The 12,900-nt window shown below is 60.8% G+C and carries 14 protein-coding genes; 9 read left to right on the forward strand and 5 right to left on the reverse strand.

Annotated features, from left to right (window positions below; all coding sequences use genetic code 11):
• Positions 1 to 12 precede the first annotated feature (12 nt).
• Positions 13 to 990 carry a dipeptidase gene (locus DNK50_RS01050; RefSeq protein ID WP_099585757.1) on the reverse strand — a complete coding sequence of 326 codons (978 nt, stop codon included), beginning with the start codon at positions 988 to 990 and terminating at the stop codon, positions 13 to 15.
• A 220-nt stretch (positions 991 to 1,210) separates the two neighbouring features.
• On the opposite strand from DNK50_RS01050, the gene DNK50_RS01055 reads away from it, so the two are divergent.
• Entirely contained in the window at positions 1,211 to 1,612 is a 402-nt protein-coding gene (locus tag DNK50_RS01055; RefSeq protein ID WP_112192629.1) for a lysozyme inhibitor LprI family protein, read from the forward strand.
• A 41-nt stretch (positions 1,613 to 1,653) separates the two neighbouring features.
• The gene (locus tag DNK50_RS01060; RefSeq protein ID WP_112192630.1) at positions 1,654 to 2,070 is read left to right on the forward strand and encodes a DUF3010 family protein; all 417 of its coding nucleotides are present in this window, start codon (positions 1,654 to 1,656) and stop codon (positions 2,068 to 2,070) included.
• 25 nt (positions 2,071 to 2,095) lie between these two features.
• Here the strand turns inward: DNK50_RS01060 and DNK50_RS01065 are convergent, their stop codons facing one another.
• Positions 2,096 to 3,289, reverse strand: coding sequence for an AAA family ATPase (locus DNK50_RS01065; protein ID WP_112192631.1), 1,194 nt, complete (start codon positions 3,287 to 3,289; stop codon positions 2,096 to 2,098).
• 68 nt (positions 3,290 to 3,357) lie between these two features.
• The gene (locus DNK50_RS01070) at positions 3,358 to 4,302 is read right to left on the reverse strand and encodes a GlxA family transcriptional regulator (RefSeq protein WP_162633357.1); all 945 of its coding nucleotides are present in this window, start codon (positions 4,300 to 4,302) and stop codon (positions 3,358 to 3,360) included.
• Positions 4,303 to 4,495: 193 nt separating this feature from the next.
• Between DNK50_RS01070 and DNK50_RS01075 the strand changes: the two genes are divergently transcribed.
• The 5 genes from DNK50_RS01075 to DNK50_RS01100 all read left to right on the forward strand — a co-directional run bounded on the left by DNK50_RS01075 (position 4,496) and on the right by DNK50_RS01100 (position 8,439).
• On the forward strand, positions 4,496 to 5,440 hold the full coding sequence (locus DNK50_RS01075; RefSeq protein ID WP_099585763.1) for a choline ABC transporter substrate-binding protein: 945 nt from the start codon (positions 4,496 to 4,498) through the stop codon (positions 5,438 to 5,440).
• 73 nt (positions 5,441 to 5,513) lie between these two features.
• Positions 5,514 to 6,401 carry a 3-keto-5-aminohexanoate cleavage protein gene (locus DNK50_RS01080; protein ID WP_099585764.1) on the forward strand — a complete coding sequence of 296 codons (888 nt, stop codon included), beginning with the start codon at positions 5,514 to 5,516 and terminating at the stop codon, positions 6,399 to 6,401.
• A 63-nt stretch (positions 6,402 to 6,464) separates the two neighbouring features.
• Positions 6,465 to 7,430: an L-carnitine dehydrogenase gene (locus tag DNK50_RS01085; RefSeq protein ID WP_099585765.1), complete on the forward strand. Its 966-nt coding sequence runs from the start codon at positions 6,465 to 6,467 to the stop codon at positions 7,428 to 7,430.
• Between the two features lie 13 nt (positions 7,431 to 7,443).
• Entirely contained in the window at positions 7,444 to 7,920 is a 477-nt protein-coding gene (locus DNK50_RS01090) for a thioesterase family protein (protein ID WP_112192633.1), read from the forward strand.
• Positions 7,921 to 8,175: 255 nt separating this feature from the next.
• Entirely contained in the window at positions 8,176 to 8,439 is a 264-nt protein-coding gene (locus DNK50_RS01100) for a hypothetical protein (protein ID WP_017735989.1), read from the forward strand.
• Positions 8,440 to 8,545: 106 nt separating this feature from the next.
• On the opposite strand, the gene DNK50_RS01105 is transcribed toward DNK50_RS01100, so the two are convergent.
• Both DNK50_RS01105 and DNK50_RS01110 read right to left on the reverse strand, forming a co-directional pair.
• A complete protein-coding gene (locus DNK50_RS01105) occupies positions 8,546 to 9,649 on the reverse strand; it encodes a GlxA family transcriptional regulator (RefSeq protein WP_099585767.1) in 1,104 nt (367 codons plus the stop codon).
• Between the two features lie 457 nt (positions 9,650 to 10,106).
• Positions 10,107 to 11,483 (reverse strand): L-serine ammonia-lyase, encoded by a 1,377-nt coding sequence (locus DNK50_RS01110; protein ID WP_112192635.1) that lies wholly within the window; start codon positions 11,481 to 11,483, stop codon positions 10,107 to 10,109.
• 4 nt (positions 11,484 to 11,487) lie between these two features.
• Between DNK50_RS01110 and DNK50_RS28735 the strand changes: the two genes are divergently transcribed.
• Together DNK50_RS28735 and DNK50_RS01115 are read left to right on the forward strand one after the other, a co-directional pair.
• Positions 11,488 to 11,703 (forward strand): hypothetical protein, encoded by a 216-nt coding sequence (locus tag DNK50_RS28735; RefSeq protein WP_143522468.1) that lies wholly within the window; start codon positions 11,488 to 11,490, stop codon positions 11,701 to 11,703.
• A 196-nt stretch (positions 11,704 to 11,899) separates the two neighbouring features.
• Positions 11,900 to 12,847 carry a choline ABC transporter substrate-binding protein gene (locus tag DNK50_RS01115; RefSeq protein ID WP_099585769.1) on the forward strand — a complete coding sequence of 316 codons (948 nt, stop codon included), beginning with the start codon at positions 11,900 to 11,902 and terminating at the stop codon, positions 12,845 to 12,847.
• Positions 12,848 to 12,900 lie beyond the last annotated feature (53 nt).

Consider the following 12,900-nt stretch of genomic DNA (forward strand, 5'->3'; position numbering starts at 1 on the left):
AAATGCGGTGGCTTATTCGCCCCAGACGTCCTTGAGCACGTTGACCCAGTTCTCGCCCATGATCTTGCGCACCACGCGCTCGCTGTGGCCGCGCTTGAGCAGGGTTTCGGTGAGGTTGGGAAACTCGCCCACGGTGCGGATGCCCAGCGGGTTGATGATCTTGCCGAAGCTGGTCAGGCGGCGGGCGTAGCCCTTGTCATGGGTCAGCATTTCGAAGAAATCCTGGCCATGGCCCTGGGTAAAGTCGGTGCCGATGCCAATGGCGTCTTCGCCGACGATGTTCATGGTGTATTCGATGGCTTCGGCGTAGTCGTCGATGGTCGAATCGATGCCCTTGGCGAGGAACGGCGCGAACATGGTCACGCCGACAAAACCGCCGTGGTCGGCGATGAACTTCAGCTCTTCATCGGACTTGTTGCGCGGGTGCTCTTTGAGCCCGGACGGCAGGCAGTGGGAGTAGCACACCGGTTTTTTCGATTCGAGGATGACTTCTTCGGAGGTTTTGGAGCCGACGTGGGACAGGTCGCACATGATGCCGACGCGGTTCATCTCGCCAACGATCTCGCGACCAAAACCCGACAGGCCGCCGTCGCGCTCGTAGCAACCGGTGCCCACCAGGTTCTGGGTGTTGTAGCACATCTGCACCACACCGACGCCGAGCTGCTTGAAGATCTCGACGTAGCCGAGTTGGTCTTCAAATGCATGGGCGTTCTGGAAGCCGAAGATGATGCCGGTCTTGCCCAGTTCCTTGGCCTTGCGGATGTCGGCGGTGGTTTTCACCGGGATTACCAGGTCGCTGTTCTCGCGGATCAGGGTCTGGCTGGCGACGATGTTATTGATCGTGGCCTGGAAGCCTTCCCACACCGACACGGTGCAGTTGGCGGCGGTGAGGCCACCCTTGCGCATGTCCTCGAACAGCTCGCGGTTCCACTTGGCAATAATCAGCCCGTCGATAACGATGCTGTCGGCGTGAAGTTCGGCTGGGCTCATCAGGCTGTCCCCTTATTGGCGATTCATGCGCCGAATCGTCTGCCGGCGCTTTGGGGCCAGCATATGCCCAGGGGCAACCTGAGCCGGGTGCAAAAACGACAGGGGAATTGCCGAAAGCGTCAATCCGCGACAAAGGCTGTTAAGAGAGGTCTGACTGGCGGCTGTTATTTGTCTTACGCTTGAGCCAGAATTCCCGCATCACCTGATATGAGACGGCGCAATGAAATCGATTTTCCTGGCTTTGGCACTCATCGCAACCGGCGTCCACGCGGCCGAAGACACCGACAGCACGCCGTGCGATGGCATCGAAAGCGACACGCAAACCCTGGAATGCGCCTCCTATAACAAAACCACCGCTGAGCAATTGTTGAAAGACAACTACCAGGCCCTGCTGGAACGCATGGGATCGACCTACGGCCACGACAAGACCAAGCTGGCGGACATTACCGCTCGTCTGAAGGACGCCCAACAGAAATGGGAAAAGCTGCGTGACGCCGATTGCGCGGTGGACACCTTCCCGGCGGTGAGCGGCAGCAAGGCGTATGCGATTGCACAAAATGATTGCCTGGCGCGGATGAGCGATGAGCGGTCGGAGTTTTTGGAGTCGATTGGGCAGGAATAAGCGACAATCCCCGCCACTTTTAATCTGAACCAAGGCCATTCATGAGCATCTGTGGCATCGAAATCAAAGGCAGCGAAGTCATCATCGCGGTCGCCTCGCTGGACAACCAGACGCTGACCCATGTCGCTCTGGCCACCAAGAAAATCGCCCTGGAAGACGACGATGAGGCAGCCAACGTCAAAGCCTTCGCCGCTCAGGTGAAGGCGTTTGTGCAGGCCAACGCCATCACCCGCATCGCGATCAAGAAGCGCGGCAAGAAAGGCGAGTTCGCCGGCGGCCCGACCACGTTCAAGATTGAAGGGGTATTTCAGCTGCTGGACGGGGTTGAGGTGACCTTGCTGTCGCCGCAGACCATCAACGCGCAGAACAAGAAGCACAGCTTTGAACTGCCGGCCACGCTGAACAAGTATCAGCATGAAGCCTACAAGGCGGCGTGTTCGGCTCTGCTAAAAAAATAAGCCCCCTCCCACATTCAGGCCCAGCTCACAGTGGATTCTGGTTGTTTTTAGTGCGGTGCTTGTGCAGCAGCCAATCTCCAAACGCCTTGTCTTCCAGCGCATACCCGCCCCGGCTCGACTTCCATACCAACTCCTTGTCACGCAAGGCATCGATACAGGCCTGAATGGTCTGGGTACCCGGCACCACATCGCTGCCCATATCCTCCAGCGCCTTGCTGACCGCGGTGATTGTGCTGTCGGTAAACGGCGCAAAGGGTTCATTGCTGTGCAAGCGTTCCACCATCACCTGCAGCACCGCACGCTGAGGGATGGTCAGGGCGTTCCAGGCGCTTTCGAATTCGGTCCACACTCCCGCGCGCAGCAATTCGGCGCGGCTGTGCAGCAATTGGCCCAGATTGCTCGCCTCGCCCAGCTCCAATGCGACTTCACCGATGATGGTACGCAGCATCTCGGGGCGACGGCCGACCAGCTCGAAGGCGGCGTCGATATCCGCCGCCTTGAACTGGTTGGTCTTGGCCAGGTGGGCATTCAGGTGCGCCGTATAGGCTTGGGTGAACTCTCTGCCCAGCAGTGGAAACGGCGTGATGCTGGAGCCGAAGAACGGCTGGCTCTTGCCCAGGACCAGATGGGCCAGCTTGTCGCGGTTGGAACCGGTGAACACCAGGTGCAAGCCACTGCCGTCCTCGTCACGGCCTTGGTTGAGCTGATCCCGGGCGGCCTTCAGCGCGAACATCGCGTTGATACCGGAATCGCTGCTTAATGCGTGCTGCGCTTCGTCAATCACCAGCACCACGGGTTTTTCGGCAGCGCTGTGGAGCAACTCCAAGGCCTGGGTCAACGTCGCGCCAACGGGCAATTGGGGCTTGCTGAAGTCCCAGGACAAGGTACGCAGAAAGCTCAGTTTCTCGATTCCAATGTTCTTGGCCAGCTTGCGAATGCCTTTTTCATAGGGAACCAGAGCAGTGGCAATAGCACTGGCGATCAAGTCCGCCGGATCTTTGTCTTTGTCAGCCCACAGGTCGACATACACGGCAAGCCAACCCCGAAGCTGACATTCCGGGATCAAATCTTCACGCAAAAATGTACTTTTGCCGGTGCGACGCGGCGCGGCGAGAAACAGGCCAGAGGTGAAATCCTGAATACCGGCCCCCACAAGACCATCGGCAATGCTGCGCGCCAGGGCGGGGCGGCGGAACACAAAGCCGCTGTGCTTGGACATGGTTTTATACTCAATTATGGAAAGGACTATAAATTATAGCTGTGAGTATAATTGACTATAATTGCCGGTCAAACCACCTCCCGTCGCCGATCCTCCCTTGGGCACTTCGCAAACCTTGCCCGATAGCTGCGAGTGAAGTACGACGGTGACTCAAACCCGCAGGCAATGCTCACCTCCAGCACGCTCATGTCGCTTTGACGCAAGAGCTGCCGGGCTTTTTCCAGGCGCAGGCCGAGGTAGAAGTTGCTTGGCGTGTCGTTCAGGTGCAGGCGGAATAGCCGCTCCAACTGGCGTCGGGTGACTTTGATCGCGTCGGCCAGGGCCAAGGTGCTCAGGGGCGGCTCGGTGTGCTGCTCCATCTCGCCGATCACGTGGACCAACTTTTTGTTGTTGATGCCGTAGCGCGTGGCGATCTGCATGCGCTGGTGATCTTTGCGTGGGCGGATGCGGCCGAGCACGAATTGTTCGGAAACCTGGATGGCAAGCTCCGGGCCGTGGGCCTGGGCGATCAGGTCGAGCATCAGGTCGATGGACGCGGTGCCGCCGGCGCAGGTGATGCGGCGGCGGTCGATCTCGAACAGTTCCTGGGTCACGGTCAGGTGAGGATAGGACTCCTTGAACGCATCGATGGCTTCCCAGTGCAGGGTCAGGCGATGGCCTTCGAGCAGGCCGGCTTCGGCGAGGACGCAGGCGCCGGTGTCGATGGCGCCGAGGGTCACGCCGTCGTGGTCGAGGCGGCGCAGCCAGTGTTCCAGTGCGGGAGTGGCGAACTGCAACGGTTCGAAGCCGGCCACCACCAGTAAGGTCGCGCCTTTTTTCAGCGGTTCCAGCGCGGCGTCGGCGTTGACCGACATGCCATTGCTCGCCAATGCCGCGCCGCCATCGGCACTCAGCACATGCCAACGGTACAGCTCGCCACGAAAGCGGTTGGCCACCCGCAGCGGCTCCAGCGCAGAGATAAAGCCAATGGCCGAAAACCCCGGCATCAGCAAAAAGTAGAAATCCTGGGACATGGTGGCGCTCTCGTCGGACGGGCAGCGTGGCACTGTGATACTCCCGTTCCGGGGCGGATTCAAGGGGGCAGGTCGCTGCAGTGCAAGAGGTGGTCGCCGCCGTGCGTTTTGCCGGCCCCTGGCTTGCGTAACTTGGCTGCACGGCGCACAAAGACGCCGGACCCCACAATAACGACCTGCCGAGGGATCCACCATGAATCGACTGATCAGCCGCTGCGTGCTTGCACTCAGCGCCAGCGCCATTTTGAGCACCAACGTAATGGCAGCGGATGCCGCTTCATGCCAGAACGTGCGCATGGGCGTGGTGAACTGGACCGACGTCATCGCCACCAGTGCCATGACCCAAGTACTGCTCGACGGCCTCGGCTACAAGACCAAACAGACCAGCGCCTCCCAGCAAATCATCTTCGCCGGCATCCGCGACCAGCGCCTGGATATGTTCCTGGGCTACTGGAACCCGCTGATGACCCAGACCATCACGCCGTTTGTCGACGCCAAGCAAGTCAAAGTCCTCGACAAAGCCAGCCTGGAAGATGCCCGCGCCACGCTTGCCGTGCCGACGTACCTGGCCGACAAGGGCCTGAAAACGTTCGCCGATATCGCCAGATTCGAAAAGGAACTGGGCGGCAAGATCTACGGGATCGAGCCGGGCTCGGGGGCTAACACCCAGATCAAGGCGATGATTGCCAAGAACCAGTTCGGCCTGGGCAAATTCCAACTGGTGGAGTCCAGTGAGGCCGGCATGCTCGCCGCTGTGGACCGCGCCGTGCGCCGCAAGGAAGCCGTGGTGTTCTTCGGCTGGGCGCCGCACCCGATGAACGTCAACGTGGCGATGACTTACCTCACCGGCAGCGATGACGCCCTCGGCCCGAACGAAGGCATGGCGACGGTGTGGACCGTAACCTCGCCGACCTACGCCGAACAGTGCCCCAACGTGCACAAGTTGCTGACCAACCTGACCTTCACCGCCGCCGACGAGAGCCGGATGATGCAGCCGTTGCTGGATCACAAGGACGCTATCGAGTCCGCCAAGCAGTGGCTCAAGGATCACCCGCAGGACCAGGCGCGCTGGCTGGAAGGCGTGACCACCTTCGACGGCAAACCGGCTGCAGCCAACCTGCAACTGACCAGCAAATAACCCGCTTTCCATCACCGTTTCGCAGCCCGCACAGGCTGCGAACGGTTTCACCACGCCTGCAAGGAACCGCCCCATGAACCACGACGTCATCATCACCTGCGCACTCACCGGTGCTGGCGACACGACCGCCAGAAGCCCACACGTGCCGGTCACCCCCAAACAGATCGCCGCCGCTGCGGTGGAAGCCGCCAAGGCCGGCGCCACCGTGGTGCATTGCCATGTGCGCGACCCCGAAACCGGTAAGTTCAGCCGCGACGTAGCGCTGTACCGCGAACTGATGGAGCGCATTCGCGAGGCCGACATCGACATCATCGTCAACCTCACCGCCGGCATGGGCGGCGACCTGGAGATCGGCGGCGGCGAGAACCCGATGGAGTTCGGTCCCAACACCGATCTGGTCGGCCCACTGACGCGCCTGGCCCACGTCGAAGCGTTGCTCCCGGAAATCTGCACCCTGGACTGCGGCACCCTGAACTTCGGCGACGGCGACACGATTTACGTGTCCACCCCGGCGCAACTGCGCGCCGGGGCCAAACGCATCCAGGAACTGGGTGTTAAGCCTGAACTGGAAATCTTCGACACCGGCCACCTGTGGTTCGCCAAGCAGATGATCAAGGAAGGCCTGCTCGACAACCCGCTGTTCCAACTGTGCCTGGGCATCCCATGGGGCGCACCGGCCGATACCACCACCATGAAAGCCATGGTCGACAACTTGCCCGCCGACGCAGTGTGGGCCGGCTTCGGCATCGGCCGCATGCAAATGCCAATGGCGGCGCAGGCGGTGCTGCTGGGCGGCAATGTGCGAGTCGGCCTGGAAGACAACCTGTGGCTGGACAAGGGCGTGCTCGCCACCAACGGCCAGCTTGTGGAACGGGCGAGTGAAATCCTCAGCCGTCTGGGCGCACGGGTCATGAGCCCGGCCGAGGGCCGCGTGAAGATGGGCCTCACTAAACGCGGTTAAAAAATGTGGGAGGGGGCAAGCCACCTCCCACATGGGTTCTTCACATTATTCAGGAATGTCTCCATGCGCTTTATCACTGAGATCAAAACCTTCGCCGCCCTCGGCAGCGGTGTTATCGGCAGCGGCTGGGTGTCCCGCGCCCTGGCCCACGGGCTGGATGTGGTGGCCTGGGATCCGGCGCCCGGCGCAGAAGCGGCACTGCGCAAACGTGTCGCCAATGCCTGGGGCGCGCTGGAGAAACAGGGCCTGGCACCGGGCGCATCACAGGACCGCCTGCGCTTTGTCGCCACTATCGAAGAGTGCGTAAAAGACGCGGATTTCATCCAGGAAAGCGCCCCGGAACGCCTGGAGCTGAAACTGGAACTGCACAGCAAGATCAGCGCAGCCGCCAAGCCCGATGCATTGATCGGTTCGAGCACCTCCGGCCTGTTGCCGAGTGAGTTCTACGAGGGTTCGACCCACCCGCAACGTTGCGTGGTCGGGCACCCATTCAACCCGGTGTACCTGCTGCCGCTGGTGGAAGTGGTGGGCGGCAAAAATACCGCGCCGCAGGCAATCCAGGCGGCGATCAAGGTGTACGAATCCCTTGGCATGCGCCCGCTGCATGTGCGTAAGGAAGTCCCCGGTTTTATCGCCGACCGGCTGTTGGAAGCGTTGTGGCGCGAGGCGCTGCACTTGGTGAATGACGGTGTGGCCACTACCGGCGAAATCGACGATGCGATTCGTTTTGGCGCCGGCCTGCGCTGGTCGTTCATGGGCACCTTCCTCACCTACACCCTGGCGGGCGGCGATGCCGGCATGCGCCACTTCATGGCGCAGTTCGGGCCGGCATTGCAGTTGCCGTGGACCTACCTGCCCGCGCCGGAACTGACCGACAAGCTGATCGACGATGTGGTCGATGGCACTCGCGATCAGTTGGGTGATCACAGCATTTCGGCGCTGGAGCGCTATCGTGATGATTGCTTGCTGGCGGTGCTGGAAGCAGTGAAAACCACCAAGGAAAAACACGGTATGACCTTCGCCGAATAACGGACAACTCACCATGCCTGCATTGATCACCTACACCACCCCAGTCCTCCCCGACTGGGTCGACTACAACGGCCACCTGCGCGACGCGTTCTACCTGCTGATTTTCAGCTACGCCACCGACGCGCTGATGGACACCCTGGGCCTGGACAGCGACAACCGCGAAGCCAGCGGCCACTCGCTGTTCACCCTGGAACTGCACCTGAACTACCTGCACGAGGTAAAACTCGGCGCCAAGGTTGAGGTGCACACCCAACTGATCGCCCACGACGCCAAGCGCCTGCACCTCTATCACAGCCTGCATCCAGTGGGCGAAGAACGGGAACTGGCGGGCAACGAGCAAATGCTCTTGCACGTCGACCTGGCCGGCCCGCAGTCGGCGCCGTTTGCCGAGGCGACGCTGGGAAAAATCATCGCCCTGCGCGCCGAACAGGCGGACCTGCCCAAGCCCTCCCTCCTCGGCCGGGTCATTGGTTTGCCCGCTAAAAAATAACCGGCAAAAAAAGCCCCGATCCAGCCGTGACTGGATCGGGGCAGAGGTGCCTTGTGAGAGCGTTACATCCCGAGGGTGACCAAACCATCAAGCTGTGTGCCTGGGTGCAGTGTGCCGGTAAGTGCCGTCGGCAAATGGCCCGAAAACGACACGCTCATAGCCATCTGAGGCATTCGCGCATTCTGCCCTTGCCGACCGCCGGGGTGGCTACCAGAATCGAGGTCGAACCCCGCTCCCCTCACCAGGATAAACGTCATGATGCATGCGGATTTGATTGATCAGGATGACCTGCTGGGCCAACTGCGCTCACTGGGTTTCGAAGTCTCCAGCGGCTCTACTGCCGAGCAGGCCTGTGAATGTGCCGTACGCGGTTTGAGCGAAGCGCGGGCCAAGGCGCTCAAGGGTATGGTTGAGCAGATGTACACCGGCAGCGCGACGATTTTGCCGGCGGTGCGTCAGGCGATTGATAAGCAGCTGTTGCCGGCTTTGGTGCAGTTCAAGCAGAACTCTGGCGCCTGATAAACCGCTATCGGGGGCAAGCCCCCTCCCACATTTTGACCGCATTCGCATGTTGAAACTCGGTCAACGGTGGGATGGGACTTGCCCCCGATGCAGGCGACTCGGTCTAGAGCCTCACACTGGCAAAAGTCGACTCATTGCGCGCCTGGCTCAACGCCGACATCGGCCCCGCCAACGGTGCCAATACCAGCGCCTGCGGAATCGGCATCATCGCCACCTGCTGGGTGGTGTTGGAACCGACGCGCTCATCCCGTGGCGGAATGCCGAAGTATTCGCGGTAGCACTTGGAGAAGTGCGGCGTGGAGACAAACCCGCACACCGACGCCACTTCGATGATCGACATCGGCGTTTGCTTGAGCAGTTGCCGTGCGCGAATCAAACGCAGCTTGAGGTAGTAGCGCGACGGCGAGCAGTGCAGGTATTTCTGGAACAAGCGCTCCAGCTGGCGCCGCGACACGGCGACGTACACCGCCAGCTCGTCCAGGTCGATCGGCTCTTCCAGGTTGGCTTCCATCAGCGCGACGATTTCCTGCAGCTTCGGCTGGTTGGTGCCAAGCATGTGCTTGAGCGGCACACGCTGGTGATCCTGTTCGTTGCGGATGCGCTCGTACACAAACATCTCGGAAATGGCGGCCGACAGTTCACGGCCGTGGTCGCGGCTGATCAGGTGCAGCATCATGTCCAGCGGCGCGGTGCCGCCGGAGCTAGTGAAGCGGTTGCGATCGAGGGTGAACAGGCGAGTGCTCATGGCCACACGCGGGAAAGCTTCCTGCATCGACGCCAGGCATTCCCAGTGCACGCTGCAATCAAAGCCGTCGAGCAAACCGGCGCAGGCCAGGGCCCAACTGCCGGTACACACGGCGCCAAGGCGACGGGACTGGCGCGCCTGGCTTTGCAGCCACGACACGTGTTCACGGGTAACGGTGCGCTGGATACCCACGCCGCCGCACACGATCACCGTGTCCAGGGCCGGGGCTTTGTGCATGGAGGCATCGGGGGTGATTTGCAGCCCGTCGCTGGCCCAGACCTGGTTGCCGTCGACACTCAGGGTTGTCCAGCGATACAGCTCGCGGCCGGACAGTTGGTTGGCCATGCGCAGCGGTTCCACGGCCGATGCCAGGGAAATCAGCGTGAAATTGTCCAGCAGCAAAAAGCCGATGGATTGAGGCGCACGGTTCTGGGGTTGGGCCCCTGAGTTGAACGACGTCATCGCGGTATCTCCTCACACAAAGCGGGTGATGGCCTCAGGCGAGGCTCTTGTTATTGCGCTCTTCGTCGGTAAAGAAGAGAGGCTTTGAATGGATAGAGCAAATGCCGTGCCTAAAATTGAATGGCTATTCAATAAATCCTGAAAACGACCTGTTGATGCCTCTATATAAGCCCGCGCGGGAAGTACGGGATATGGCTTGAAATGATGTAGGAGTAGGTCCGCTCAAGGGGCGTGAGCAGAACGGTAGCACTTGTGGGAAGGCGCTTTGAGGCGTGTGGGATAAGCCTGTCACCCCAAGCACGGGCGACAGCAGGTCGAGGGAAAATCGTTTGGAAGCTACTTATCTGTTTGCGACGCGCTAAAAGGTGGCGCTTTTGGCTTGGGTGTTCACTTTATGAGCAGTGTTGGGCGGACTACCGCTATCGGGGGCAAGCCCCCGATTAGCAGCAACTCGGTCTCAGCACTCCACCGCGCTGACCGCCAAGCCACCCCGCGACGTCTCTTTGTACTTGTCATGCATGTCCGCGCCGGTATCGCGCATGGTGCGGATCACCCGGTCCAGGGAGATAAAGTGCTGCCCATCGCCACGCAAGGCCATTTGCGCCGCGTTGATCGCTTTCACCGCCGCAATCGCGTTGCGCTCGATGCACGGCACTTGCACCAGCCCGCCCACCGGGTCGCAGGTCAGGCCGAGGTTGTGCTCCAGGCCGATTTCGGCGGCGTTGCACAGTTGTTCCGGCGTGGCGCCGAGGATCTCGGCCAGCCCGGCCGCGGCCATGGCGCACGCGGAACCCACTTCACCCTGGCAGCCGACTTCGGCGCCGGATATCGAAGCGTTCTTCTTGCACAGAATCCCCACCGCCGCCGCGCTGAGCAGGTAGTCGACCACGTTGGCTTCGGTGACTTCGTCGCTGAATTTCATGAAGTAGTGCAGCACGGCCGGAATAATCCCCGCCGCACCGTTGGTAGGGGCGGTGACCATGCGACCACCGGCAGCGTTTTCTTCGTTGACCGCCAGGGCAAACAGGTTGACCCACTCCATGGCGCTCAAGGTCGAGCCGATCACATTGGGTTTGCCCAGCTCCTGCAAGCTGCGGTGCAACTTGGCGGCACGGCGACGCACATTCAGGCCCCCAGGCAGGATGCCTTCGTGCTTGAGGCCCTGCTCCACACAGTCCTGCATGGCGCGCCAGAGTTTCATCAGGCCGCTGCGGATTTCTTCTTCGGAGCGCCAGACCTTTTCATTGGCCATCATCAACTGGGCGACGCGCAGGTTGTGGGTCTTGCACAGCTGCAACAGCTCCACCGCGCTGGAAAAGTCATAGGGCAGCACGGTGCGGTCCATGTCCGCCACGCCGCTTTGCGCCTGGGCTTCATCCACCACAAAACCGCCGCCGACCGAGTAATAGGTGTCGCGGTACAACTCGCCGTCATCACCGGACACCACCAAGGTCATGGCATTGGGGTGAAAGGGCAGGTTTTCGTCGAGCAGACGCATGTCCCGTGCCCACACGAATGGCACCGGCAAACGCCCGTCCAGCAGCAGGGTGTCGGTTTCGCGCAGGGTGTGGATGCGCACGCCGATTTGCCCGGGATCGATTGCGTCCGGCCATTCGCCCATCAGGCCCATGATCGTGGCGGTGTCGCTGCCGTGGCCGATGCCGGTGGCCGACAACGAGCCATACAGCTGAACTTCGACGCGCCGTACTTGTTCCAACAATGCACGTTCACGCAGTGCCTGGACGAACAACGCCGCGGCGCGCATGGGGCCGACGGTGTGAGAACTCGAAGGCCCGATGCCGATCTTGAACAGGTCGAAAACGCTGATAGCCATTAACGTGAAACTCCTCGATAAGCACGGGCCGGGCTTGAACGAGCTGCTACGCTCAGATCGCCCAGATGGCGGCATCATCAAGGTTTTATCTGCCGTCACGGCGTCTCACACCGACGCACCCATGCTCACCAGCGTCGCACGCGTGCGAACACCTGTTTTGGCCGTTTTCAGCGGTGCAGATGGGCAAAAACTGCGGTTTTACCTTGGGAAAAACCTGTAAGCGACGTCACCGACACTGGATACGACCCTCCCTGTACTGGATACGACGCCCCCTGTAGGCGTCAGATTTTCACTGGTACATGATCAGTCTCGACTCGTTGGCAAGGCACCGTGGCAGAGCTGTTGTCGCACGCTCCAACCGCAACCCTTATAAAGCGCGGCGCAAGCCGCCAGAAAAAACACAGGAGTCTACCCAGATGAAAGGTTCACCCTCGTTGTTGTTGGCCGCCATGCTGAGTCTGCCAGTCATGGCACACGCTGCAGAACCGGAACAGTGCAAGACCGTCAACTTCTCCGATGTCGGCTGGACCGACATCACCGTCACCACCGCGACCACCAGCGAAGTCCTCAAGGGCCTGGGCTACAAGCCGCGCACCACGATGATTTCGGTACCAGTGACCTACAAGTCCCTGGCCGACGGCAAGAACATGGACATCTTCCTCGGCAACTGGATGCCGACCATGGAAAACGACATCAAGCAGTACCGCGATGCCGGCACCGTGGAAACCGTGCGCGCCAATCTAGAGAACGCCAAGTACACCCTGGCGGTCCCCGAAGCGCTGTACAACAAGGGCCTGAAAGACTTCGCCGACATCGCCAAATTCAAGGATGAGCTGGGCGGCAAGATCTACGGCATCGAGCCGGGTAACGACGGCAACCGCACCATCCAGACGTTGATCGACAAAGACGCCTTCGGCTTGAAAACTGCCGGTTTCAAAGTGGTCGAATCCAGCGAAGCCGGCATGCTCTCCCAGGTTGAGCGCGCCTCCAAGCGCGACCAGGCCATCGTGTTCCTCGGCTGGGAACCGCACCCGATGAACACCCGCTTCAAGATGAAGTACCTGACCGGGGGTGACGATTCGTTCGGCCCCAACTACGGCCAGGCCACCATCTACACCAACGTCCGCAAGGGCTACACCCAGGAATGCAGCAACGTTGGCCAACTGCTGAAAAACCTGTCGTTCACCCTGAACATGGAAAGCACCCTCATGGGTAACGTCCTGGACGACAAGATGAAGCCCGATGCAGCGGCCAAGGCCTGGCTGAAGAAAAACCCGCAAGTCCTCGACACCTGGCTCGCCGGTGTCACCACCGTTGACGGCCAACCTGGCCTTGCTGCCGTAAAAGCGTACCTCGACAAGTAAGTAACGCCGTTGTCCCCGGGGCGGTGCGCTGCCCCGGGATGTTTTCCCTCTTC

This window comes from Pseudomonas sp. LG1E9 (assembly GCF_003290225.1).
Taxonomy (GTDB): Bacteria; Pseudomonadota; Gammaproteobacteria; order Pseudomonadales; family Pseudomonadaceae; genus Aquipseudomonas; species Aquipseudomonas cyclaminis.

What these genes read in the sequence shown, in the direction of transcription:
- DNK50_RS01070 (WP_162633357.1), bottom strand. Translation starts at nt 4,302, where the DNA reads ATGTCCCAGGATTTCTACTTTTTGCTGATGCCGGGGTTTTCGGCCATT.
- DNK50_RS01075 (WP_099585763.1), top strand. Translation starts at nt 4,496, where the DNA reads ATGAATCGACTGATCAGCCGCTGCGTGCTTGCACTCAGCGCCAGCGCC.
- DNK50_RS01100 (WP_017735989.1), top strand. Translation starts at nt 8,176, where the DNA reads ATGATGCATGCGGATTTGATTGATCAGGATGACCTGCTGGGCCAACTG.
- DNK50_RS01105 (WP_099585767.1), bottom strand. Translation starts at nt 9,649, where the DNA reads ATGACGTCGTTCAACTCAGGGGCCCAACCCCAGAACCGTGCGCCTCAA.
- DNK50_RS01115 (WP_099585769.1), top strand. Translation starts at nt 11,900, where the DNA reads ATGAAAGGTTCACCCTCGTTGTTGTTGGCCGCCATGCTGAGTCTGCCA.
- DNK50_RS01110 (WP_112192635.1), bottom strand. Translation starts at nt 11,483, where the DNA reads ATGGCTATCAGCGTTTTCGACCTGTTCAAGATCGGCATCGGGCCTTCG.
- DNK50_RS01090 (WP_112192633.1), top strand. Translation starts at nt 7,444, where the DNA reads ATGCCTGCATTGATCACCTACACCACCCCAGTCCTCCCCGACTGGGTC.
- DNK50_RS01055 (WP_112192629.1), top strand. Translation starts at nt 1,211, where the DNA reads ATGAAATCGATTTTCCTGGCTTTGGCACTCATCGCAACCGGCGTCCAC.
- DNK50_RS01080 (WP_099585764.1), top strand. Translation starts at nt 5,514, where the DNA reads ATGAACCACGACGTCATCATCACCTGCGCACTCACCGGTGCTGGCGAC.
- DNK50_RS01050 (WP_099585757.1), bottom strand. Translation starts at nt 990, where the DNA reads ATGAGCCCAGCCGAACTTCACGCCGACAGCATCGTTATCGACGGGCTG.
- DNK50_RS01085 (WP_099585765.1), top strand. Translation starts at nt 6,465, where the DNA reads ATGCGCTTTATCACTGAGATCAAAACCTTCGCCGCCCTCGGCAGCGGT.
- DNK50_RS01060 (WP_112192630.1), top strand. Translation starts at nt 1,654, where the DNA reads ATGAGCATCTGTGGCATCGAAATCAAAGGCAGCGAAGTCATCATCGCG.
- DNK50_RS01065 (WP_112192631.1), bottom strand. Translation starts at nt 3,289, where the DNA reads ATGTCCAAGCACAGCGGCTTTGTGTTCCGCCGCCCCGCCCTGGCGCGC.